The following is a 22,973-nucleotide window of genomic DNA, read 5'->3' as shown; positions in this document are numbered from 1 at the left end:
TTCGCTAGACGTAAAATATTACGTCTCTACATTAAAAAATAATCACTCATTCACTTAATCACAATTCACTCATTAATATTTGGCTGGTTCGCCAGGTTTTGGAAGAGATTTTTTGATAAAAATTCTTAAATCTTCATTTGATTTTTCAAGGTCTTCCTTACGCAAATACATCATGTGACCCGATTTGTAACCTTCCCAGAACAAACGATCTTTGAATTTGCCACTTGGATCCATTTGCCACATTGAGTATTTCGCGTTAAAATAATCACAAGCACCATCATAATAGCCTGATTGTACCAATACCTTCAAATAAGGGTTTGTTGCCATTGCTTTACGCAAATCATAGCCAGTATGGTCATTGCTTCTGTCCCAAGGATGAACGGGTCCAAACATATTGTATTTCAAATCGGTTTTGTACTTCAATTCCTCTCTCAAATACATATTGATTGGAGGCGTAAAAGAGTGCAACCACGAATTGAGTTCGGCATTGTAATCTACTTTTTCACCACCTTCACGTGCGTCTACACCCAAATAACGTGAGTCCAAACGACCAACGGTATAGCCTTTATCACGAAGAAGTTCCTTCCAGAATAAATCTAATGAAATGTCTAAGTTGTTTTGTAGTATCACCGTTTCTTTTAACCCTGAGTATTTCGCAAACTTTTTCGCAATTGCCTGACGCTTTTCTGGTGCAATAAAACCGCCTTGTGTAATAGCAGGCAATAATTCCTCCACCGTGAATTTTTCTACTTCTGGAAGCATATCTTCCAGCTTTTTATTTTGAAGACTTGGTTCTAAAACCTTGTGATGCCAAGCTGTAGCGGCAAAATAGGGGAGTTTTAAACTAGTTTCAACTGGCCCCTCACGAGGGATACCTAAGTCAGTTGGCGACACCAAAATAACACCATTCAAATACATCCATTGAGATTCTTGAAGGGCGTTTGCCAGACCTGAGACACGAGTTGTACCGTAGCTTTCACCAATTAAAAACTTGGGAGATGCCCAACGGTTGTTGCGACTAACAAAAGTGCCAATCCATTCTGCCAAATACTTGATGTCAGCATTAATTCCAAAGAAGTTTGATTTTGGAGCGTCTTTATCAATGATTCTTGAAAAACCTGTATTGACAGGGTCTACAAAAACGATGTCAGCAACGTCGAGAATAGAATAAGGGTTGTCTTTGATGCCATAAGGTTGAACAGGATAACCTTCGTCGTCAATCTTCAAAATACGAGGTCCTGTGTACGCAATGTGCATCCAAACCGAAGCAGAGCCAGGGCCACCGTTGAAAGAGATAATCAGAGGACGAGTTGCCTTGTCTTTCACGTCGGTTCTTTCGTAGTACGTATAGAATAGAGAGGCTTGTATTTTGGCATCATCATTCCACACAGGAATTGTACCTGCCAAAGCCTTGTATGGCACTTTTTGCCCTTTGATAGTTACTTCGTTGGTAGTTACCACATACGAATCAGGGTTGAGCGTGCGACTACCATTGTTGGGCTTGTCTTCTACCGTAGTGGCAAGCGGTGCATTTTCTTTCGGAGCAGGTTTTTGTTGCGCTTGGACAAAAAGCGATGTCCCCAAGCAAAAACTCAGGAGGTAAAGCGTTTTCTTCATAAGGTTTGTTGAATGTGAAAAAATGGGTTTCTAACAAAAATACAAAAGATTAGTAGAATGACAAGTAGGATTTGTGGTTGTAGGAATAAGTATGATTTAAAAGACAGATCTTTTCCACCTTTAGGGAATTTATGAGTTAAAGTTTCTCTCCCTGTTCCAAGTGGTTAAAACTTAAATAGGGAAAGAGATATCTATACCTAATGCTTCCTTCCCTCCAATTCAGAAATCAAACATAGCGTTTTACGTATGTTCAGATACGTAGGTAATCACCCTTTGTTTGATATTATAAATTATGGAAATTTAACCGAAAAATAAATTTTGTAAAATTGCATATATTTTATTTGTATCTATTAAATTCTACGATTAACATTGTAAAAATTTAAAACCTATCGGATTTTTCGCAAAGCCTGAATGCGTAAATGAGGGCAATATTCAATTTATCCCACCACACTATTTTTATTATGCGTGAAATAAACTGTATAGGCATTATTATGCTTTACAATGGTACAACGGCACCTGAAGGATGGCTGCCTTGCGATGGTCGAGCGCTAAAGATTGACCAAAACCCAGCTTTGTATGCTGTTATTGGAAACCAATTTGGTGCAAACCTCCAATATGAGATACGTGAATTTAATCTGCCTGTTTTTCCAAAGGTTGGCTCATGCATGCACATTATCTGCGTAAATGGAGAATTCCCAACGCATGATTAGGTAATGTAAAGTAGTTATAATCAATGTTATCACACTTAGTTAAAAAACTTTTATTAAAATGAGCACGATCAATAAAATTTGCTTATATGCTGGAAGAGGTCACTATCCTTCAAGTTGGAAAAAATGTAATGGGAAAGATGGTGTGCCCAAATTAGACCCCATTAAAGTTTATGATGATGATTACTCAGCTATTCATTATTACTGCGGCATCAATGATGACGAGTACGCCGCAGAACCATTTTTGGGCCAAATTTTAACCTTTGCTGGAAGTTTTGTTCCGCAGGACTGGGTACTTTGCGATGGAAGACTCTTAAGTATTAACGAATATTCCGCTGTTTTTGCTTTGATAGGTACCACTTACGGAGGTGATGGAATGAGAACTTTCGGAATACCTAAAATTCCAAATATCCCTAACCCTAAAGACCCTAAAGGGAATCCTATACGATATATATTTTGTGTAAGGGGAATGTTTCCGATGTAGAATTTGATTCTGATTCTATATTTTAGGAAGTTGTATTAACCTAAACGTGTGGCGTCGTTAACCTAGGTTGATAATGTCACACGTTTTGTGTAGTAAACCAAAAAGAAGCACTGGGAAATATCTTTGCTGTTTCAAGTTTATTGTTTGAAACAGCAAAGAATATTTATGAATCAATACAGTATCTAATGAAAAGCTGGCAGGCATTATCACCAAATTTATAGAAGTTATTACATCATCAAATATCACATATGGAGCCATTAATTAAATTGCCGAAGCCTGTTATTGAAAGAGTGGGACAACTTGAGGAGTTGGAGTTAAAGTACAATTTAAAGTTTCCTGAAGAGTATAAACACTTTTTTGTAAACTATGAACTTAACGACTTCTTTAAATTAACAGATGATCTAGGTACTTATATCGGTTATCAATCAGAGCAACTCAAAGATTATGTATATTCACATATTTTGATTTCTCATTTTTGTACGGCTAGAGAAATGGAAGATTGGTATGAAATGTTTTTTGATTTGGAATTCTTCAAGGGAGAGGGAACACAAGTTGTAATGAGTTACGGCTCGACATTTATCGTTTTAGTGGCAAATGAGAAATCACCCAATTATGGTAAAGTTTTGTACTATGATTTAGAAATGGCAACTGATAAATGCTTCGTTCTTGGCGATTCCTTCAATGAGTTTTTAAGCTTTATTGGTTATATTTCAACCGAAAGCTAAGATGTTCATATTCATTTAATCGTATTTGTATAGGTCTTATAAAACATGAGTCATCCCGAATTTTTAGGATTGGGATTGTTATCCAAGTTTTATCAAAAAAGCGGTCGGAAAATATTTTTCGACCGCTTTTTGATGCTACTATGTTAGATATGATTTGGCTTAAGACGCAATCATTTCGTCTCTACTGCTAGAATACAAATTTTCACATAATCATTCAATCGCTCAATCCTTGCTGTTCCAAGTTATTAAACTTGAAACAACAAGGATTCTAAACTATTTCAGATTTGGGATTGCAGATTTCGTAAATAAGATTAGATACCTTTAATTTTTTAAGAAATGTAAAAGATTACGCTTCCGAAATCCCACATCCGATATCTGAAATAAACAATTTTAGAATCCTTAGTACACTAATAATTCATAATTCAGCACTCACAATTCAGAACTTCTACTTACCCATGCTTCATTAATTTCCTAATCTGCTGGTACGAGTCATTCTGAAAACGAGCATAATAGACACCATTTTTCCATTTTGAGGTATCTACAGGCATATCGTAAGTGCCTTCAGGATATAGCCCGTCTACTGGGGTGTCCATTAGTCTTCCTACATTATCGAAAATTTGAATCAGGTTATGTCCTCCTCTTGAGGTATAGACCAAAATCGTACTTTGTTGGAAAGGATTAGGGTAATTATAGATATATTCACCAGTTGATTCTAGATCCACGACAGGCGAAAGTCCGCAGGCTTGCGGTCGAATGAGTGGTAAAGATTGAAAGGTATCTTTAAATAACACATCGTCTTTCCAACTGGTATTCATACACAAAAACTGCTCAAGAATCGAACTATATACCGATCGGAAATCATATTGCATGAGTACATTATCTCCTGTTTGAACCGAAGCAGCAATATCTGGCGTAGTACCCAATACAATAGGATTGACCATATCTCCAAACATAAACATCGGCGCGGCTGCACCGTGATCTGTTCCGCCGCTGGCATTTGATTTGATTCTTCTCCCAAATTCAGAATAGGTCATTCCTACGACTCTTTTGGATACGCCCATAGCTTTCAAATCATCGGTAAATGCCTTGATGGCATCCGAGATTTGTTTCCAAAGGTTAGCATGTGTTCCCGTGGTGGTATCGGTCGTATTTACCTGATTACTGTGAGTATCAAAACCTCCTAGATTTACAAAATAAACTTTTGTTTTGAGTCCTCCGCCAATGAGGTTTGCCACGATTTTTAATTGTCCTGCCAAATTGGTATTGGGATAGGTTACTAAATTTTTGGCCTTACCTGCGGCTCCTCGTATTGAACTTGCGTACAAATTCGTTTGGTTGGCGACTTCTCTCAAAAACTTCAATTCTTTGCCTGCCAGCGTATCTGGTGCATCTTCCACCTTATTTTGAACCAAATTATAGAAACTGCTGGGGTTTGTAATAGCCATTCCCATAGAAGAGATAGGGCCTTGCAGGGCGGTACTTACCGTTGAGCCAATTTGTATGGCCAAAGGGTCAGGAAATTGTGAATTGGGATAATTGTTTGGAAATGTAGGATGCTGTAGAGCCAGATATCTTCCAAGCCAGCCGTTATACACGTACTGATTGGCATCCGAGGCCGAATTCCAAATGTCTGTCGCCCTAAAATGAGAAAAGTTGGGATTTGGGTATCCTACGCTTTGTATTAGATTGGCTTTGCCTTCCATAAAAAGGTTATGCAAGCCCCCTGCCATAGAAGGGTGCAGTCCAATATTTCCGTTTTGGGATACCTTCAATAACGCTTCTTCTGGAATCGCAATATTGGAGCGGGCATTTTTATAAAGCCCATATTTATCAATTGGGATTACTGTATTTAAGCCATCATTTCCACCATTGAGTTGGATCACCACAAGGGTATTTTCGTCTCCACTCTGATTTTTCGCAACATTTCCTAAGGCCTTTACCGAAAAACCACTGAGTAAGGCAGGCATTAAGAATCCTGATATTGACTGCTGGACAAATTCTCTGCGTTTCATAGAAATAGATTTTAGATAGAAGAAATAATGTGCAAAATTAATTTTGATATATTGCTAGAGTGTAATATTGGTAGCCAAATATTTGTACTTGCCACTCATAATCAGTACGATACGAATGATTTTTTCATAATTTCAGATTTGGGATTTCTGATTTTGGGACTAATGAAAATACCTTTAATTTTTACAAAATATAAAATATTACACTTCCGAAATCCAACATCCAACATCCGAAATAAACAGTTATAGAATCCTTCGCACAGTACTAATTCATCATTCACAATTCATCACTCATAACTAGGTTAGTTGGTACTCTGGCAATGACAATAAATACTGGTAAAGAGATTGTAATTTACTCTTTACGAGGGTCATGGTATCTTGTGGTCTCACCAGCATGGTATCCCAGATTTCGGTCCAATAATAGTCGCTCGACTGCCCAGAAAGTAGGATGTCTCTTTTGAGTTGTTCTATTCTTTCGGCTGAAACGGGCACTTTGTATAATAAGGCTATAGAGTCGGAAATCAACAAATTAGGGTCGTTGGGTTTGGGTAAATTCTTGGCAAAAGCAATGACATCAATCTGTATTCTTCTTCCATTACGAGTTATTCCATTAGCAACTATGGTGTCGGTATATTGCACTCTTTTGGGATAAGTATCTGCCGTAATCCATGCTTCGTAAAATATGGGTTGCTGATAATAAGCGGCCCAACCAGCTACGTTGGGAGGGTCTCCAATACTTTGTTGCATAATCGTACCTTGTCGAACGACTTCTACAAAAAATGTGTACACATCCACAAACTCCGTTTTCGAATTTGGGAATATTACATCAAATTCACGAAGGTTTCCAATGACTAAATCTAGGGGAGACTTGATGACTGCTCCGTAGAGCTGTGCATCATAAAAAAACTGACTTTTAAAGAGGGTAGAAAGAACGGGAGTAATCTCAAAATTGTTTTTTCTAAATATTTCGGCGAGTGGCGTGATGACGTTTTTTTCAACGGTTTCATTCAAATCATAATGCACAAAGAACTGATATATTTTCCGACAAATAAACTTACTCAGTTCTTCTTTTTGAAAAAGCATATTGACCAGTTCGTCCAGTTCTAATATGCCATCGGTACCTGATTTTCCTTTGATAACCGTGTTGTTGTAAAAGGCGGAAAAAGTTTTATCACTGGTATCGTGCCTACTCGGGGTAAAGCTGTAATCTATTTTCAGTGCATCCACAACATAACCAGTCAGGACTTTTGCGGCGGCTTTTACGTCGTCTTCAGTGTATTTGGAGCCAGAGCCTTTTCCCATCGTAAAGAGCTCTTGTAGCTCTCGTCCATAGTTTTCGTCTGGGGCTGTTTTAGTATTTTTATTACCATTCAAATACACCAACATGGCAGGGTCGATGGACATTTCTCGAACGAAAGTTTTGAAGTTCCCCAAAGCAAACTTTCGTAAAAGTGAATGATGTTTATACAAATAGCGAGCATCACTCACGGTATCTGCTTCGGTAGAAAAATGGTTATGCCAAAACAGAATCATTTTCTCGTGGATACTTCGTCCTTGATAAAACATTTGTTGGAGCCACCATGCTTTATAGCTATTTCTCCTTTTTCCATTGAGTGTACCATCACCATAAGCGGCAAATGCCCAAGTAGCTCCCAGTGCAATACCTGTTGGATCTGTGTAATCACTGGTATTATAATAGTTGAGCGGAGGCTCTGGGTATATTTGAGGCTTTAGCAGTTCCTCAACTGACTGACTTAAGGTTTTGGTTTTGAAATAGTTGACATCAGAAGGTTTTGCGCCAAACATTACCCTCTTGAGTAAATGGGTAATCTGTTGAGTGCTCCATTCACCCTTATATTCCTCCAAACCTGCTTGAAGTTGTTTGCTTGAAAAAGTCATAGTATGTTGTGCCTAGAGTTTTGTTCCATTTAGATTTTGAATGATTGCGAAGGTTTAATTATTGTAAAAAATTGAGTACGCGGAGCTATTTAACAAATTTTCGTAACATTACCATAATGAAAGTATAACTTAAGCTTAAAGGCTTAGGAAACCCCAAGGTTTACCTTTGTAGCAAAATTGGTTTTGCGTTATGACAAAGGCTAAATTTCAAAATGATATTGCTATAATTCAAGCATGGCAAGCAGGCGATACAGGCGCTTTTGAGGTACTTTATCAAAAGTATTGGCGAAAGCTCTATGTCTTTGCACGTCGTACTACTCCGAGCGCAGAAGATGCTCAAGATTTGATTCAAGATGTTTTTGCACAATTATTGACGCAAAAAGAACAAATAGATGCTAACGTCTTTTCGGAGTCTTATTTGTTTGCGATGGTTCGAAATAAACTATTGGATAAAATTCGAAAACAATATGTTCGAGAAGATTATGTCAAGATAATTCGCCAAACTTCTACTGATGCTGATTTCTCGACTCAGCAAACTATTTTGACCAACGATTTAGATAATCATCTTCATCAAGCGGTGAATATTTTACCAGAAAAATGTAAAGAAGTCTTTCAATTGAGCCGATTTGAACAACTTACCATTGATCAAATTGCCCAAAAGCTTCAAATTTCCCCTCAAACCGTCAAAAATCAATTATCCAAAGCGCTACAAGTAGTTCGTTTTCGATTAAGAGAATTTGCTACCCTTGGACTTTTTTTATCTACTTTTTTTTAAAAAATCGTATTTCGGCATAGTACTAAAATTTATCTCACACGAATACATACATGAAAGGGAAGGAAAACATCCCCATTTCCCTTTACATGAATGATTTCTAAAGAGCAGGAGCGAATTTTACAAGAATACCTAAGTGGCAAGGAAAGCCCCGAGGGAAAAGCCCTTTTTGACCAATGGGCGCAATCGCTCTATGAGGATAAGTCTTTTCAACCTTCCGACTCTGAGGAGGCTTTATCGAACGCTCAGCAAAAAATGTGGGTAAATATATCCTCTAAAAAAGATACCCCAATCATTCGTTTGGTAACTTCGTGGGCACTTCGTGCTGGAATCGCCGCTAGTGTTTTGTTAATTTCTATGTTGGCGTGGAAGTGGATTGGCAAATACAACCAACCATTACCCGAGTATGAGTTAAGTTATCAGACTATCAAAACAAAAGCAGGAGAGCATGCCACAGTTACTTTGGAGGATGGTTCGAAGTTATTTTTGAATGGAGCCTCAAGTTTACGTTTTCCCACAAAACTACAAGGACAAACTCGTCACGTATATTTAGAAGGGGAAGCCTATTTTGAAGTAACTCACAACCCTCAACAGCCTTTTATAGTTAGCTCAAAACACTTGAATACCACGGTGAAAGGCACCACTTTCGATGTGCATGATTACACACAAGACAACCAAGCCAACGTGACCGTATTGACAGGGAAAGTAGCGGTAGAAATGGCCAATAATCCACAACGCAATTGTCTCATTCTTCCTAATCAAGTTTGTACTTATCAAAGTGAAAAAGCGAATTTAAGTCAATCAAGCATCATTGATGCCAGAGAGTCAATCAGTTGGAGAGAACGAAAGGTTTACTTCAAGCGTGAGCGTATGGATTTGGTTTTTAGAAAGTTAGAGCGAATGTATGAGGTGTCATTTCAAGTTAAAAATCCTCAATTAATGGATTGCACTTGGATTGCCTCTTTCGAAAATGCTAGCTTAGAAGAAGTTTTACAATTGATGCAGTCGTCCTTAGGAATACAATATCAAATCAAAGGAAAGGAGGTTATTATAAAAGGAATTTGCCAATAAATACGAGTCCAAAATATAGTTTTAGACAATTTTACAAATAAAAAAAGGTCAATGAAGGGTCGAGCTTCATTAACCTTGCAAACAATCCCCATGTTGTAGCCCCTTTTACAAGGTGCCCTTATAGGTTATTATCTCAAGCAAACTTATGCAAAAAAAACGATTCTCGCTAATAATTAGGCGAATCATCTCAGTGCCAACACTCTCGTTGGCCTTAGGCTTTGGTGTATGTCATGTACAAGTATCCCAAGCACAAGAAGTATTGAACAACAAAGTTTCGGTTCAGGCTCAAAACCAGAGTTTAGAAAACGTTTTATCTCAAATCGAAAAACAAACTGGCGTACGTTTTGTCTATGCAGGAAGTTTGATTTCCGAGAAAGATAAAGTCACTTTTTCTGCCCAAAATCAAAACCTGAAACAAGTGCTGAACGGTATTTTTTCTAACAGAAATATTGATTTTAGCTTTTCTGGAAATAATCAAATTGTTCTAAAAGCAAGCCCAAAGTCGCAAGACCACACTTCGGTAAGTGGAAAAATCACCGATGCTCAAACAGGCGATGCCTTGCCAGGGGTAAACGTATCGGTAAAGGGCACAAGTAAAGGCGCCACTTCTGATGCCAACGGTAACTTTAAAATTAGTATTTCAGATAAAGACGCTGTATTATTATTTTCCTTTGTGGGATTTTCTTCTCAAGAGGTACCAATCAAAGGAAGAAATCACCTCAATGTTCAATTATCAGAAGATAATAAATATCTCAATGAGGTAGTAGTAACAGCCTTAGGTATTAAAAGGGAAGAAAAAGCCCTAGGATATTCAACCCAAAAACTTGACGGCTCAGCTGTGACGGATGCCCCTTCTAACAACTTTATGAACGCACTATCGGGTAAAGTTGCGGGTTTGAACCTAACCAAAACCGATGGACCAATGGGCAGTAGTCGCGTGACATTGCGTGGGGAAAGTATTCTGGATTTCAACTCTCCAGGTGCCTTAATTGTGGTCGATGGCGAACCGATCAATACTTCTTTTCAAGGTGTAGGACATGGCGCGTATTTGGGTGGTGATTCTCCCATCGATTTTGGTAGTGCTCTGACAGATATAGACCCTAACAATATTGAGTCTATCAACGTATTGAAAGGTCCTGCTGCATCTGCCTTGTACGGCTCTCGTGCAGGAAATGGAGCCATTATTATCACGACCAAAAGCGCAAGTAAGGACAAAAAAGGTCTTGGGGTTTCGTTTAACTCTTATGTAAGTGTTGACCAAGTAAATCGTTGGCCAGACTACCAATATCAGTACGGTCAGGGAACGGCTGGTCAGAATTATTACTCGTATGGCACAACGTCAGATGGTGCAGGAACGCAAAGTACAAGTTCGGCTTGGGGGCCTAAATTTGATGGTCAATTATTTTATCAGTATGACTCGCCTCGTGATGCCAATGGTGCTTTTACTGAAAGAACTCCTTGGAAACCTTACACTGACAATCGCAAAAACTTTTTTGAGCAAGGAGTAACCCTGTCAAACAATATCTCGATTACCAATGTGAAAGACAAAAGCAATACTCGTTTGAGCCTCTCGCAAATGAAGAATAACTGGATTTTGCCAAATACAGGTTATGAGCGCATTAGTTTAGGTTTTTCAAATAATTCACAGATTTCGGCTAAGCTGAGTACTTCTGCTAAGGTGAACTATTACAATAAATTTAGCGATAACCTTCCGTCGACGGGCTACAACAACCAGTCGATTATGTATTTCATTGCCTTCCAAAACCCGAATGTTAATTTGGATTGGTATCAGCCTTACTGGTTACCTGGCAAAGAAGGTCTGGAACAAAATCACCCTTTTAGCTCTTTGATTGATAATCCTTATTTGATTGTATATGAAATGCTGAACAAATCGAGTCGTCACAATGTAACGGGTACCATGTCGGCTACCTACAATATTTTGAAAGGCTTGGATTTGACGGTGCGTACTGGTTTGGATATGGGTTATGAATTTCGTTCGCAACAACGTCCGAAAAATACCCAAAAATTTCAGGCAGGTATGTACCGTCAGCAAAATGTATTTAACCTAGAATCTAACTCTGATTTTTTGTTGAAATACAAATTGCCACTCGAAAAAACGTGGCAAGTAACAACCAGTTTTGGAGGGAATGTTTTGAAACAAAGTCAAAAATTTACCAATCAATTAGCTGACCGCTTGGTGATTCCTGGGGTATATAATTTGGCAAATTCTGAGCAATTACCACTCACACAAAGTGACCGTGCCGAGAAGCGAATCAACAGTTTGTATGGTTTTGTAAACCTTGGCTACAAAGATTTTGCCTTTTTGGATGTAACTGGTCGTAACGACTGGAGTAGCACTTTACCAAAACAAAATAATTCTTTCTTTTATCCATCAGCAACGTTGAGTTTGGTTTTATCTCAAATGACTAATATGCCGAATTGGATAAGCTACGGTAAAATCCGTGGAGCGTATGCCAGCGTAGGATATGATGCCAGACTTGGCACGTATAATTTAGAAAAAATCTATAACTCTGGTACATTTCCCGGCGAACTAGAAAGTCCTAATGTAATTGCCAATCCGAATTTAAAGCCCCAAAGAAACAACTCTTTTGAGGCAGGAACAGAATGGCGTTTCTTCAAAAATCGCTTGAGTTTGGACGCCACCGTTTATGAGCAAACTACAATTGACCAAATTTTGTATGCACCAGTGGAATATGCTTCTGGATATAGCTCTTCACTCATCAATATGGGTAAAGTCGTAAACAAAGGTGTTGAGTTAACCTTGAATGGTAATCCAGTGAAAAATTATGCTGGATTCTCATGGGATGTGACGGTAAACTGGTCAATGAACCGTAATAAAGTATTGGAGTTAAACAATGAAACTGGAAGTGTTATTTTGGCAAAATACGTTGGTAGCCGTGTAACAGTGGAGGCTAGAGAAGGTCAACCTTTAGGAACAATTTACGGGCTTGGCTTCAAGCGTTCGCCAGAAGGACAAATTGTATTTGACAAAGATGGATACCCTGTGCTTACTGACCAGTTTGTGAACCTAGGCAACACAAATCCTGACTGGAGAGGAAGTATTTCAAATAATTTTAAATATAAAAACTGGAGTCTCTCTGTCTTGCTAGATATTCGTCAAGGGGGTAGAATCTTCTCATTGACTAACTCTATTTTAGGCGAACAAGGCAAGAACACAGCTACATTAGCAGGTAGATACGACGGTATTATTGGCGAAGGAGTAACCTTCAATGCTGACGGTCAATATGTGCCAAATACCACCAAGGCGACTAATATCGTAACGTATTATAACAAATGGTATGGTCGTGACAATGTAGAAGCTAATACATTTGATGCTTCATTTGTAAAACTTCGTGAAGCTCGTTTGGCTTACACGATTCCAGCAAAAATACTTCGTAAGACTTTCCTGAGAACTGCCAGTATCGGAATTTACGGTCGTGATTTATTCGTATGGTCAACTTTCCCAGCTTTTGACCCCGAAACATCTACGCTCGACAATGCCACCATTACGCCAGGCTTAGAAGTTGGACAATTCCCATCTACTCGTACTATGGGAGCAAACCTTACTATTTCTTTCTAATTATCTGAATATGAAAAAACTTATCTTTTTATATGCATTCCTTGTCCTAGCTCTGACGTCTTGTACAGAAGGCATGGAGGAACTTAATCACGACCCAGAGGGTGTATCGTCGGCAACAGCAGGAAGTTTTATGAATACTGCTATTTTGGAAGGGGTCAATACGGGTTTAAATAGAAGTCATCGTCTCAACAATGAGTTGATGCAAGTAACAGTTTCATTGACTGAAGGCAATACGGTCTTTCACCGTTATGTGCTTTTTCCGAGTGAGTCAGATTATATGTGGAGCAATTACTATTTGTCATTGACTAATATCGAAGATATGATTCAAAAGGCCAAAGCCATGTCTCAGCCCAATTATTTAGCCATTGGACTGACCTTAAAGGCTTGGTTATTTGCCAACTTAACTGATATTTATGGTGATATCCCATATTCACAGGCACTAAAAGGTTATCCCAATTATGTGGTAAATCCTACTTTTGATAAGCAAGAGGACGTTTATAAAGATTTGATTGCCAAATTGGATACCGCAAATACCTTGTACGATGTGACAAAAACACTTACTTTAGGGCAAGATGCCTTGTTTGGGGCAGATAAAAGTACGGTAGGAACTTTGCGCTGGAAAAAATTTACTAATTCCCTCCGTTTGCGCCTATTGATGCGTGGTGAAGCAAAATCCCCTGCTTTTCAGGCACAGATAAAGACCATGTTGTCTAGTCCAGACAAATATCCATTAATGCAAAGTGCTGATGAAAGTGCAGCGCTGAAATTCACACAAGTTACGCCCTTGTTGAATCCTTTTACCAGTACTCGTGATTATGATTTTAATGGAGCAAATGCGGTTTCAGAGTTTTTTATCAAAACCCTAAGCACTTGGTCCGACCCAAGATTGGATCTTTGGGCTACGAAAACCAGTGGTAAATATACAGGTATTCCAAGTGGCTATACCATAGCCGAAGGTCCAGCGATGAACGCGATAAGTTCTTCAAAACTTAACAAAAACCTTAAAACTTCTTTAATTTTAGGTACTATCTTGCAGCATGCGGAAGTAGAGTTTTTGTTAGCTGAGGCTGCGTTGAAAGGTTATACCACCGACAGTCCCAAGGACCATTATGAAAAAGGGATTGCTGCTTCGATGAAATATTGGGGGGCAACTCAACCGACAGATTTTTTGACCCGTTCGGGCGTGGCTTATAACGGAACTCTGCAACAAATCATGACGCAAAAATACATTGCTCTATTTTTCAATGATATGCAACAATGGTTTGAATATAAGCGTACAGGATATCCCGTTTTGCCAGTTGGTAAAGGTGTTGAAAATAATGGCAAAATGCCGATGAGATTAAAATATCCCTTATCAACCCAGTCGCTTAACCGTGCAAATTACGACAAAGCTGTAGCGCAAATGGGAGCAGACGATATTAATACCAAAACTTGGTGGACGAAGTGATGAGGTAAATATGAGTGGTGAATTGTGAGTGATGAATTTTGAATGTAAAGATTTAATAATCAGTATTTTATGTATAAATTTTGCACTTGGAATTAGTGTTGAATGAAGGTTTTATTTTGTTCAATAAAGTTCTTATTTATAATTTTTGGGGTGTAGCGGCAACCCTTGCGGTTGCCGCTATATCAATTTTTATTTTAATGATAAAACTCAAGCTTCTTACACCACTAATTCACAATTCAGCTTTAATGTTTAGCTAAAAAAACAACCAAAATATATGTTTAACAGAAGAAATTTTCTTAAAAATATTGGAATAGGAGGGGCAGTGCTCAGTACGCCGTCGGTCATGGCGAATGAGCTGTCTACCTCTACTGAATTTGTAACAATCAAAGGGACCGTTTCTGCCAATGGCAAAGGTATCTCTCAAGTATCAGTTACGGATGGTTATACCGTTGTCAGAACCGATAATAGTGGTAAATACCAAATTAAGGCGCATTCACAAGCGGAGTTTGTTTACATCAGTGTTCCGTCGGGGTACGAGTTTCCCAATGAAAAAGGGGTTGCGCGTTTTTATCAAAAAATAGATACCTCAAAAAGCAATGTTCAAGCAAACTTTACCCTGAAGCCACTATCTGTTGATGATACCAAACACCAATTTGTAGTCTGGGCTGATCCTCAGATTATTTCTAAAAAGGATGCTGAAGAACTACAAAAGTCGGGCGAAGATTTGGCTGAATTAGTAAAAGCTGCTCCGAAGGATACTCTTTTTCATGGTATTGGTTGTGGCGATTTAGTGTGGGATCATTTCGAATTGTTGGATGATTATATTTCAGCTTTTGGAAAAGCTCAGATTCCATTTTTTAGTGTCATTGGCAACCATGACATGGATTTGGATGCCAGAACTGACGATTTTTCTTCAAAAACCTTTAAAAATACTTTCGGCCCAACTTACTATTCTTTCAACCGTGGCAAGGTTCACTATGTAGTTTTAGACGATGTGTTCTTTATGGGAACAGCTAAGAAATACGTTGGTTATCTCACTGAAAACCAAATGCATTGGTTAGAGCAAGATTTGGCTTCTGTGCCCAAAGGCTCAACCGTCGTGGTAAGTTTACATATCCCGACCAACACAGGTCATGCTCGTCGTAATAAACTCAAAGAGGAGGAACTTGGGGGTACCGTTGCCAACAGACGTCAATTGTATAAAATGCTTGAACCTTTCCAAGCGCATATTATGTCGGGACATACCCACGTGAATGAAAAATGGGAGGAAGGCAACATCATCGAACATGTTCACGGAACGGTTTGTGGTGCTTGGTGGACAGGCCCCATTTGCACAGATGGTTCTCCAAGTGGATATGGTGTGTATCAGGTTGATGGAGGAAATATCTCTTGGTATTATAAAGGGACGGGAAAACCTGCCACATATCAATTGAAAGTGTATCCTAAAGGAGCAAATAAGGATTTTCCAGAAAGTATTATTGCCAATGTTTGGAATTGGGATAAAAAATGGAAAGTTGAATGGTGGGAAGATGGCATTGCAAAAGGAGCAATGGAGCAAAAAGTTTCATTGGATCCATTAGCTGTGGAGCTTTTTGCAGGACCAGATTTACCAAAGAAACATAAGTTTGTAGATCCAACTTTGACTGACCACCTATTTTTTGTACAACCTTCTGCGCAAGCCAAAATCATTGTGGTGAAAGCTACAGATAGATTTGGGAATGAATATACGGAACAAATAAATTTATAAAACGCAACATAAGGGTAGTTGAACAAAAGCTGTCGGAAAATATTTTCCGACCGCTTTTTTGATAAAACTTGGGGCATCATCCCAATCCTAAAAATTGGGATGACTAATATTGTGGCTATTTAAGCATTTCGAGTCTGGAGAAAATAAAGACGCATCACAATGATAATCAAGCAAATAGTCACAAAAACTGTCGAAACATCAGCTATCCAAATACCAATATTCATGACTAAACCAGCGTAAATATACTCAACGCTCAAAGGCGAGTCTTTCCCTTCAGGAGTTCTAAGATATTTACTCAAAAAATAAAAAAGTACAAGGTTGATGAATATCAATGAAAGTGATAAAATAGAGCCTTGGTCAAAAGGAAAATAGAGTGTTTTGTATTGTGCAAAACATACGTTGACAATGATCGGTATGCCAGCTACAAGTAACCATTTTGGAAGATTCATAATGAGTGATAGTTTAGGTGAAATAAATTGAGTGGAATATACTATTTCGAGGGTAATTTTTTGCTTACATTCCAAAGTCGGTAGGCAGCACTCAAAGAAAATAAGCCCAATAATGACCAGATTGATACGGAATAACTACAGACGATTTGAAAAATACTAATAGATAAACTAAGGGGAAAATAATCCCAAATGAAATCCCTAAAAGATTCTATTGACTTGAAAATGGTTTGTAAATTATACAAATGGTAAAGCCCTACCACCATAAGCATACTTCCATAAAATAGCTGGAATCGGTCGAGTGTTGGGTAAATATCAATGAAGAAATGACAAAAAAGAATCAAACTTACCGTTGCTAATATCAGGAGAGGGATTAAGAACTTTTTCATATAATTGCTTTTGAAAAATTGAAAGGTGTACTACTCCTAAATTAATCAGTTGTGATCAAAAACCAATAGATTTTGACTGAATATTTTTACGATTTAATAGAAAAATCCCTGATAATTGTTCGGCGTAAATATTACGACACGAACAATTATCAAGGATTTTTGTTAAAAAGAGTTGCTCGTTTTAAACGAGTATTTACAATTCCACTAATTCTCTCTTATCGAGTAATACATAGTTATCTTCTTCCCAATTTTGCTCGTCAATACTGGATTTCATGTAATTCAATGAAATGGTGGTAACTGTAAGCAAAACTTGTGAAATCAAGGATGCTTCTTCCATTTTTAGCATAAATCCATTGATACTCAAAGCTACCAATAACCCTCCTAAATAGAAATAAGGAAGTTTCTGTGATGCCAAAACATGTTTGAAAGCCAAAGCGAAATGCGCCAGTAAAAAAACATTGAAAAACAGAACTGGAATATTGAAAGTAATCGGCGTGTTCCAGACTGAAATTACTTGATAAATGGAGGTAATAATAATAGCAAATCCTATAGAAAGGAATAGTTGTTGTGATTTCATAGGCGAGAAAGTCCTAAGATTTAAGTGAATTTATTAATAAAGTACAAATTTTACCTTTAAACGAAAACAAGGCAAGATTTGTCACTTTAAATTATTAAACGAGAAATTATCACACTTTTTTCAGTGCTTAAGTAAGTTGGTGGGCAAAATAAAATTTAATTTTTGAGCCTTTGGCTTTCAGCGGTGGGCATTCAGCAAAAACCTATTCATCGTTACTAAAAAACATTTTAACACTCTTTGCCTTGTACCTATTGCCTAAACATCTTATTCTACACGATTACTTAAGAACTACTCTAGGAATACTCTGAAAATTTTTAACTCGTTAAAATACGACTAATTATAAACTGAAAAAGCGCTCCCTGATATTCATCAGAAAGCGCTTTTAAAATGTATATTTTGCTTGTATAAATAGGCAAAAGTTGTGGAGGTTCTCAAAAATTACCACAACTAATCAAACCATATTACTTCACAAACGAATAAGGAATGTCAGTCTCCGATACACCTCTGTTTGTCGCTGGGCTTGACTGCATCAAGAAATCTAAAGTTGCTCCTTTTTGTAAATCATTGTGGCTCAACCAGTTTTTAGAATAGTCTTTACCATTCCATTTTAGATTTCCGATATACTTGTTATCAGCACTGTTATTTGGCGCTTTGATGACAACCTGTTTGCCATTTTCAAGTGATAAGGTTACTTTTTTGAACAATGGAGCACCCAAAACATATTGGTCTGTACCCGGACAAACAGGGTAGAAGCCCATTGCTGAGAAAACATACCAAGCTGAAGTCTGACCGTTGTCTTCGTCACCACAGTAACCATCTGGTGTTGGCTGATAGAGTTTGTTCATTACCTCACGTACCCAATATTGCGATTTCCAAGGCTGTCCTGCGTAATTGTACAAATAAGGCATGTGCTGAATAGGCTGATTACCATGTGCATAATTACCCATATTCATAATTTGCATTTCACGAATTTCATGAATCACAAAACCATAATACGAGTCATCAAAAACTGGTGGAACTACAAAAACAGAATCTAACATATTGGCAAACTCCTTTTTACCACCCATCAAATTTGATAATCCTTTTATGTCATGGAATACACTCCATGTGTAATGCCAAGAGTTCCCTTCTGTAAAGGCATCGCCCCATTTGAACGGGTTGAAAGGTGATTGGAATGTCCCATCAGCATTTTTACCACGCATCAATTTATGACTTGGGTCATAAAGGTTCTTATAATTTTGTGAACGTTTTGCAAATCGTTCTAATTCCGAAGCAGGCTTATTTAATGCTTTTCCTAACTGATAAATACAGAAATCATCATAAGCATATTCAAGAGTACGAGCAGCATTTTCGTTGATTTTTACATCATAAGGCACATATCCTAAATCGTTGTAGTATTTTACACCTTTACGGCCTACCGATGTCAATGGCCCTTCATTCTCACTGTTTTTCAACATCGCTTGATAGAGTGTTTCAACATCAAAGCCTCTCACGCCTTTGATATAAGCATCAGCGATCAACGATGCTGAGTTTGAACCAATCATACAATCACGGTGCCCGGGACTTGCCCATTCTGGAAGGAATCCACTTTCTTTATAGGCATTTACCAACCCTTCCATAATCTGTGAGTTCAAATTACGGTGCATTAGGTTAAAGAATGGAAACACGGCGCGGAAGGTATCCCAAAATCCATTATCTGTAAACATATAGCCAGGCAATACTTGACCATTATACGGACTATAGTGTACAACTTTCCCTTTAGCATCTAACTCATAGAATTTTCTTGGAAAAAGCATCGTACGATACAAACACGAGTAAAAAGTACGAGTTTGGTCTACACTGCCTCCTTCTACTGAAATTCTTGAAAGAGTGGTATTCCAAATGCCTTTTCCTAGATTTTTAATCTCTTCGAAAGATTGGCTTCCTACTTCTTTTAGGTTTATCTCAGCTTGTTCAAAACTGATAAAAGAAGAAGCAATTTTAGCAGTTACTTGCTCTCCACGCTTTGAAATTTTGAAGCCAACAACAGCACCTACGTGGTTATCTGTAACAGACAATTCGTTCGCAAGCAATTCCTTTGCTTTCCAAACAGATTTGTAGGTAATAGGCTTATCAAATTGGATGATAAAATAGTTCTTGAAGTTTTCTGGAACTCCGCCACTATTTTTGGTCGAGTATCCAATAATCTGATTTTTTTCAGGAATAATTTTCACAAAAGAACCTTTATCCAAAGCATCAATTACTACGAAGGCGCTGTCAGTTTTGGGAAAAGTAAAACGCAAGACCGCAGCGCGCTCGGTAGGTGTTATTTCGGTGGTCACATCATGATCGGCCAAATACACACTGTAGTAATACGGCTTGGCAATTTCGGCTTTGTGCGAAAACCAACTTGCACGTTGGTCTTCTTGAAAACGAATTTTACCTGTGATTGGCATAATAGCAAACTGACCATAGTCATTGATCCACGGACTTGGCTGGTGAGTTTGTTTGAAACCACGAATTTTGTCGGCATCATAAGTGTAAGCCCAACCATCGCCCATTTTGCCAGTTTGTGGCATCCAGAAATTCATCCCCCAAGGCAAAGCGATTGCTGGATACGTGTTTCCTGTAGAGAGACTAGGTTTTGAGGCTGTACCCATCAAGGGATTAATCCATTCTACGGGGTCATTTACTTTATCAACGGTTTGGGCTTGTGTGCCAAGAGTCAAACTGCCGAATAAAAGTGTTAAGATTTTTGAGTTTTTTAGAAAATGGGTCATTTTTTTAAAATTTCAGGGAGTAAAAAAATGTTTGATTATAGAATTAATGTAAAAATTGAGATTGGCTTTGAAGTTAACAGATTTGTTTGAAATGATTATACGCATTTACATGAGAGCCCGAAAAATAAAAGTTTGTGACTTTATCGGTTTTTTTGAGTAATTTAAGAAAGCACTTATTTTAAATCTATAAATTTTGCTAACAATTAAGTAATTTTACTCATTTTATTATTAATAATAAATACTCAAATTTGTAAAATCAAAGTGCTTTTAAATGAAACAAGACTTTCGAGAGCCACAATTGTGGTTATCATAATAATATTTGGTGTAGTTTGGAATAGCGTATCGATTTAGTTGATACGCTATTTTTTTTGTCCTAATTTTTTCCATAACTTTGCCAACAGTTTATGGTGCTTTAGTTTTTCCCAGCAAAAACCTCAAAGCTTAATAGGGAATCAGGTGTGATACCTGAACTGTCCCCGCAACTGTAACACTCAATCGTGTCAACTCAATCCTCATAACCACTGAATTTATTTCGGGAAGGTTCGAGTTTGACGAGTGAAGTCAGGAGACCTGCCATAGATTATTCTTGATACGCGCTTACGGAGGATGAGCAAAAATCGAGCGTTCGCAAAGTATTTTCGCTTTTTTTATTGACCATTATCAACATTTTTAAACAGTTCTCTGTGCTGCCTTTTGCAGTATTGGAATGAATGTTTTGAAGTGGGTGAATAAGAAAATGGAAGTTCAAATTCTAAATGTTTTATTCTTCAAAGTTATTTCCATCAGTTGTATTGCTTGCCTTGTGCGCAAGTGTAGAAGGTATTGCTCAAAATGCTGAAAAATCTCAAGTTCTTGATGAAGTTGTCGTGAGTACCAACAAGTACCCACAAAAGCAATCTCAATCGGGTAAAGTGGTGTCAGTGATTGATGCGGCTACGATTCAACGTAGCAAAGGTAAAACTGTAGGCGAGTTGCTAAACCAGCAAGTTGGGCTTACGGTTATTGGTTCTCAAAATACACTTGGTACAAACCAAGATTTGTATTTGCGTGGTGCAGGCGCTGGCTACACCTTGATTTTGGTTGATGGTTTGCCTGTGTATGACCCTTCTGGTGCGTCTACGTCGTTTGACATCAACTTGATTGCGATCGACCAAATCGAGCGTATCGAAATTTTAAAAGGTGGTCAGTCAAGTTTATATGGCTCTGATGCAGTTGCAGGTGTCATTAACATCATTACTACCAAAAATAGTGGTAAAAAATTAGGTCTGAGCGGAAGTTTGGCTGGCGGTAGCTATGATACCTACCGCGCAAGTGTAAATGCAGGTGGTCAGTACAAAAAAACGACGTATGGTTTGTCGTGGAATGGTACAAAATCAAATGGTATCTCTGCGGCTAAACAGCCAGAAACAGCCAAAACTCCTTATGATAATGACGGTTTTAAGCAGAATAATTTTCAGGTAAAATTGGGTCAACAGGTAAGTGAAAACTTAACCTTGAGAGCTGATTTGATGAGCAATTATTACAAAACAGACTTGGATGCAGGGGCTTTCAAAGATGAAAAAGACTATACTTTTGAAAACAAAAACTTGCTTTGGTCTGTTGGTGGCGATTATCAATTGAAAAATGGCAAACTAACCGTTAATTTTCAGCAAACTAACGGTCAGAGAGTGTATATCGACGATTCGGCTCATGTGGAGGCTGGTGCTTTTGCCAAATATTCTTATGGTTATTACCGTGGCGTAGCAAGATTTGCGGAGGCTTACTATGCTCATACATTTTCTGATAAAATCAAATGGGTATTAGGTGTCGAAAACCGTTGGCAAAATACCGATCAAACCTATTTGTCTATTAGTAGCTATGGTCCTTATGAGAGTCCAGCGATAAAAGCGTCTACTGCCAATACCAGTTTGTTTAGTGGCTACACTTCTTTGAATTTGCAAGACTTCAATGGATTTGGTTTAGAACTTGGTGGACGCTACAACAATCACTCTATTTATGGTAACAACTTTACGTATAACGTTAATCCGTTCTATTGGGTTGGGGCAAGATTAAAAGTATTAGCTACCTATTCGTCAAGCTACAAAGCGCCATCCTTATACCAATTATTCTCTCCTTATGGCAACGAAGCTTTGAAGCCAGAAGTAGGTAAAACAGGTGAAATCGGCGCTCAATTGTTTAGCAAAAACCACCAGTCATATATTCGTGGGGTGTACTTCAAGCGCAATATCAAAGATGTGATTGCTTACATCAGTATCAACCAAGACCCTTGGGGACGTTATGTAAACTTGAGTCAACAGAAAGACCATGGGTTTGAAGTAGATGCTCAATGGGCTATTGGCAAAGCACAAGTAAAAGCCAATTATACCTTTGTAGATGGCGAAGTAACTACACAAGTAGCTGGTAAAGACACCACCTATGCCAATCTTTTCCGTCGTCCAAAACATACAGTTAACGTAAATGTAGCTTATCAAATCTTGAGAAATTGGTCAGCTCAATTAGCACTTCGTTCGGTAAGCAAAGCAAGTAGTGGTCCTTACGACGATGCAAAAGTTGTTCTCGGAAATTACACAACATTAGATTTTTATACAGAGTATCAAATCAATTCGACTATCAAATTATTCTTTGATTTGAAAAACCTTACAGACAAGGAGTTTTCGGACGTGCCAGGCTACAATAGCCGTCGTCGTAACTTCATGGCTGGAGCGGTATTTAGTATTCACTAA

16 protein-coding genes and 1 riboswitch are annotated in these 22,973 nt (G+C 38.1%); of the genes, 9 read left to right on the top strand and 7 right to left on the bottom strand.

The features are described 5' to 3' along the window. Positions 1 to 72: 72 nt before the first annotated feature. Positions 73 to 1,617 (bottom strand): S10 family peptidase, encoded by a 1,545-nt coding sequence (locus tag QM524_RS24390; RefSeq protein ID WP_283346648.1) that lies wholly within the window; start codon positions 1,615 to 1,617, stop codon positions 73 to 75. A 461-nt stretch (positions 1,618 to 2,078) separates the two neighbouring features. On the opposite strand from QM524_RS24390, the gene QM524_RS24385 reads away from it, so the two are divergent. The 3 genes from QM524_RS24385 to QM524_RS24375 all read left to right on the top strand — a co-directional run bounded on the left by QM524_RS24385 (position 2,079) and on the right by QM524_RS24375 (position 3,533). Then, positions 2,079 to 2,327, top strand: a complete 249-nt coding sequence (locus QM524_RS24385) for a phage tail protein (protein ID WP_176464480.1) — start codon at positions 2,079 to 2,081, stop codon at positions 2,325 to 2,327. A 58-nt stretch (positions 2,328 to 2,385) separates the two neighbouring features. Then, entirely contained in the window at positions 2,386 to 2,808 is a 423-nt protein-coding gene (locus QM524_RS24380; protein ID WP_095165569.1) for a phage tail protein, read from the top strand. A 248-nt stretch (positions 2,809 to 3,056) separates the two neighbouring features. After that, on the top strand, positions 3,057 to 3,533 hold the full coding sequence (locus tag QM524_RS24375; RefSeq protein ID WP_166579621.1) for an SMI1/KNR4 family protein: 477 nt from the start codon (positions 3,057 to 3,059) through the stop codon (positions 3,531 to 3,533). Positions 3,534 to 3,982: 449 nt separating this feature from the next. Here the strand turns inward: QM524_RS24375 and QM524_RS24370 are convergent, their stop codons facing one another. After that, positions 3,983 to 5,545 carry a DUF1501 domain-containing protein gene (locus tag QM524_RS24370; protein ID WP_283346647.1) on the bottom strand — a complete coding sequence of 521 codons (1,563 nt, stop codon included), beginning with the start codon at positions 5,543 to 5,545 and terminating at the stop codon, positions 3,983 to 3,985. A gap of 294 nt (positions 5,546 to 5,839) precedes the next feature. Further along, positions 5,840 to 7,441 (bottom strand): DUF1800 domain-containing protein, encoded by a 1,602-nt coding sequence (locus tag QM524_RS24365; RefSeq protein ID WP_283346646.1) that lies wholly within the window; start codon positions 7,439 to 7,441, stop codon positions 5,840 to 5,842. Between the two features lie 190 nt (positions 7,442 to 7,631). Between QM524_RS24365 and QM524_RS24360 the strand changes: the two genes are divergently transcribed. The 5 genes from QM524_RS24360 (at position 7,632) to QM524_RS24340 (ending at position 16,079) form a co-directional block, all read left to right on the top strand. Beyond that, positions 7,632 to 8,216 (top strand): RNA polymerase sigma factor, encoded by a 585-nt coding sequence (locus tag QM524_RS24360; RefSeq protein ID WP_283346645.1) that lies wholly within the window; start codon positions 7,632 to 7,634, stop codon positions 8,214 to 8,216. Positions 8,217 to 8,306: 90 nt separating this feature from the next. After that, positions 8,307 to 9,284, top strand: a complete 978-nt coding sequence (locus QM524_RS24355; protein WP_283346644.1) for a FecR family protein — start codon at positions 8,307 to 8,309, stop codon at positions 9,282 to 9,284. 145 nt (positions 9,285 to 9,429) lie between these two features. Further along, entirely contained in the window at positions 9,430 to 12,885 is a 3,456-nt protein-coding gene (locus tag QM524_RS24350) for a SusC/RagA family TonB-linked outer membrane protein (protein WP_283346643.1), read from the top strand. Between the two features lie 10 nt (positions 12,886 to 12,895). Then, positions 12,896 to 14,332, top strand: coding sequence for a SusD/RagB family nutrient-binding outer membrane lipoprotein (locus tag QM524_RS24345; protein ID WP_283346642.1), 1,437 nt, complete (start codon positions 12,896 to 12,898; stop codon positions 14,330 to 14,332). Between the two features lie 274 nt (positions 14,333 to 14,606). After that, positions 14,607 to 16,079 carry a calcineurin-like phosphoesterase family protein gene (locus tag QM524_RS24340; protein ID WP_283346641.1) on the top strand — a complete coding sequence of 491 codons (1,473 nt, stop codon included), beginning with the start codon at positions 14,607 to 14,609 and terminating at the stop codon, positions 16,077 to 16,079. A 119-nt stretch (positions 16,080 to 16,198) separates the two neighbouring features. On the opposite strand, the gene QM524_RS24335 is transcribed toward QM524_RS24340, so the two are convergent. From QM524_RS24335 to QM524_RS24320, 4 genes are all read right to left on the bottom strand, one after another. Then, positions 16,199 to 16,528: a hypothetical protein gene (locus tag QM524_RS24335; protein WP_283346640.1), complete on the bottom strand. Its 330-nt coding sequence runs from the start codon at positions 16,526 to 16,528 to the stop codon at positions 16,199 to 16,201. A 41-nt stretch (positions 16,529 to 16,569) separates the two neighbouring features. Further along, complete coding sequence (locus QM524_RS24330) at positions 16,570 to 16,914, bottom strand: hypothetical protein (protein ID WP_283346639.1); 345 nt, start codon at positions 16,912 to 16,914, stop codon at positions 16,570 to 16,572. Positions 16,915 to 17,107: 193 nt separating this feature from the next. Further along, positions 17,108 to 17,491 (bottom strand): hypothetical protein, encoded by a 384-nt coding sequence (locus QM524_RS24325; RefSeq protein WP_283346638.1) that lies wholly within the window; start codon positions 17,489 to 17,491, stop codon positions 17,108 to 17,110. A 461-nt stretch (positions 17,492 to 17,952) separates the two neighbouring features. After that, complete coding sequence (locus tag QM524_RS24320) at positions 17,953 to 20,250, bottom strand: GH92 family glycosyl hydrolase (protein ID WP_283346637.1); 2,298 nt, start codon at positions 20,248 to 20,250, stop codon at positions 17,953 to 17,955. A gap of 388 nt (positions 20,251 to 20,638) precedes the next feature. Further along, positions 20,639 to 20,842, top strand: a riboswitch (cobalamin riboswitch). Between the two features lie 163 nt (positions 20,843 to 21,005). Here QM524_RS24320 and QM524_RS24315 point away from each other — a divergent pair. Continuing rightward, on the top strand, positions 21,006 to 22,973 hold the full coding sequence (locus QM524_RS24315) for a TonB-dependent receptor plug domain-containing protein (RefSeq protein WP_283346636.1): 1,968 nt from the start codon (positions 21,006 to 21,008) through the stop codon (positions 22,971 to 22,973).

This window comes from Flectobacillus roseus, from assembly GCF_030056595.1.
GTDB classification, from domain to species: domain Bacteria; phylum Bacteroidota; class Bacteroidia; order Cytophagales; family Spirosomataceae; genus Flectobacillus; species Flectobacillus roseus.
The sequence above is the reverse complement of the archived record's forward strand: the minus strand, read 5'-3'. Positions and strand labels throughout refer to the sequence as shown.

Coding starts and splice junctions, on each gene's coding strand:
- QM524_RS24375 (WP_166579621.1), top strand. CDS start 3,057: ATGGAGCCATTAATTAAATTGCCGAAGCCTGTTATTGAAAGAGTGGGA.
- QM524_RS24360 (WP_283346645.1), top strand. CDS start 7,632: ATGACAAAGGCTAAATTTCAAAATGATATTGCTATAATTCAAGCATGG.
- QM524_RS24340 (WP_283346641.1), top strand. CDS start 14,607: ATGTTTAACAGAAGAAATTTTCTTAAAAATATTGGAATAGGAGGGGCA.
- QM524_RS24365 (WP_283346646.1), bottom strand. CDS start 7,441: ATGACTTTTTCAAGCAAACAACTTCAAGCAGGTTTGGAGGAATATAAG.
- QM524_RS24370 (WP_283346647.1), bottom strand. CDS start 5,545: ATGAAACGCAGAGAATTTGTCCAGCAGTCAATATCAGGATTCTTAATG.
- QM524_RS24325 (WP_283346638.1), bottom strand. CDS start 17,491: ATGAAATCACAACAACTATTCCTTTCTATAGGATTTGCTATTATTATT.
- QM524_RS24315 (WP_283346636.1), top strand. CDS start 21,006: ATGTTTTATTCTTCAAAGTTATTTCCATCAGTTGTATTGCTTGCCTTG.
- QM524_RS24330 (WP_283346639.1), bottom strand. CDS start 16,914: ATGAAAAAGTTCTTAATCCCTCTCCTGATATTAGCAACGGTAAGTTTG.
- QM524_RS24355 (WP_283346644.1), top strand. CDS start 8,307: ATGATTTCTAAAGAGCAGGAGCGAATTTTACAAGAATACCTAAGTGGC.
- QM524_RS24350 (WP_283346643.1), top strand. CDS start 9,430: ATGCAAAAAAAACGATTCTCGCTAATAATTAGGCGAATCATCTCAGTG.
- QM524_RS24380 (WP_095165569.1), top strand. CDS start 2,386: ATGAGCACGATCAATAAAATTTGCTTATATGCTGGAAGAGGTCACTAT.
- QM524_RS24335 (WP_283346640.1), bottom strand. CDS start 16,528: ATGAATCTTCCAAAATGGTTACTTGTAGCTGGCATACCGATCATTGTC.
- QM524_RS24320 (WP_283346637.1), bottom strand. CDS start 20,250: ATGACCCATTTTCTAAAAAACTCAAAAATCTTAACACTTTTATTCGGC.
- QM524_RS24385 (WP_176464480.1), top strand. CDS start 2,079: ATGCGTGAAATAAACTGTATAGGCATTATTATGCTTTACAATGGTACA.
- QM524_RS24390 (WP_283346648.1), bottom strand. CDS start 1,617: ATGAAGAAAACGCTTTACCTCCTGAGTTTTTGCTTGGGGACATCGCTT.
- QM524_RS24345 (WP_283346642.1), top strand. CDS start 12,896: ATGAAAAAACTTATCTTTTTATATGCATTCCTTGTCCTAGCTCTGACG.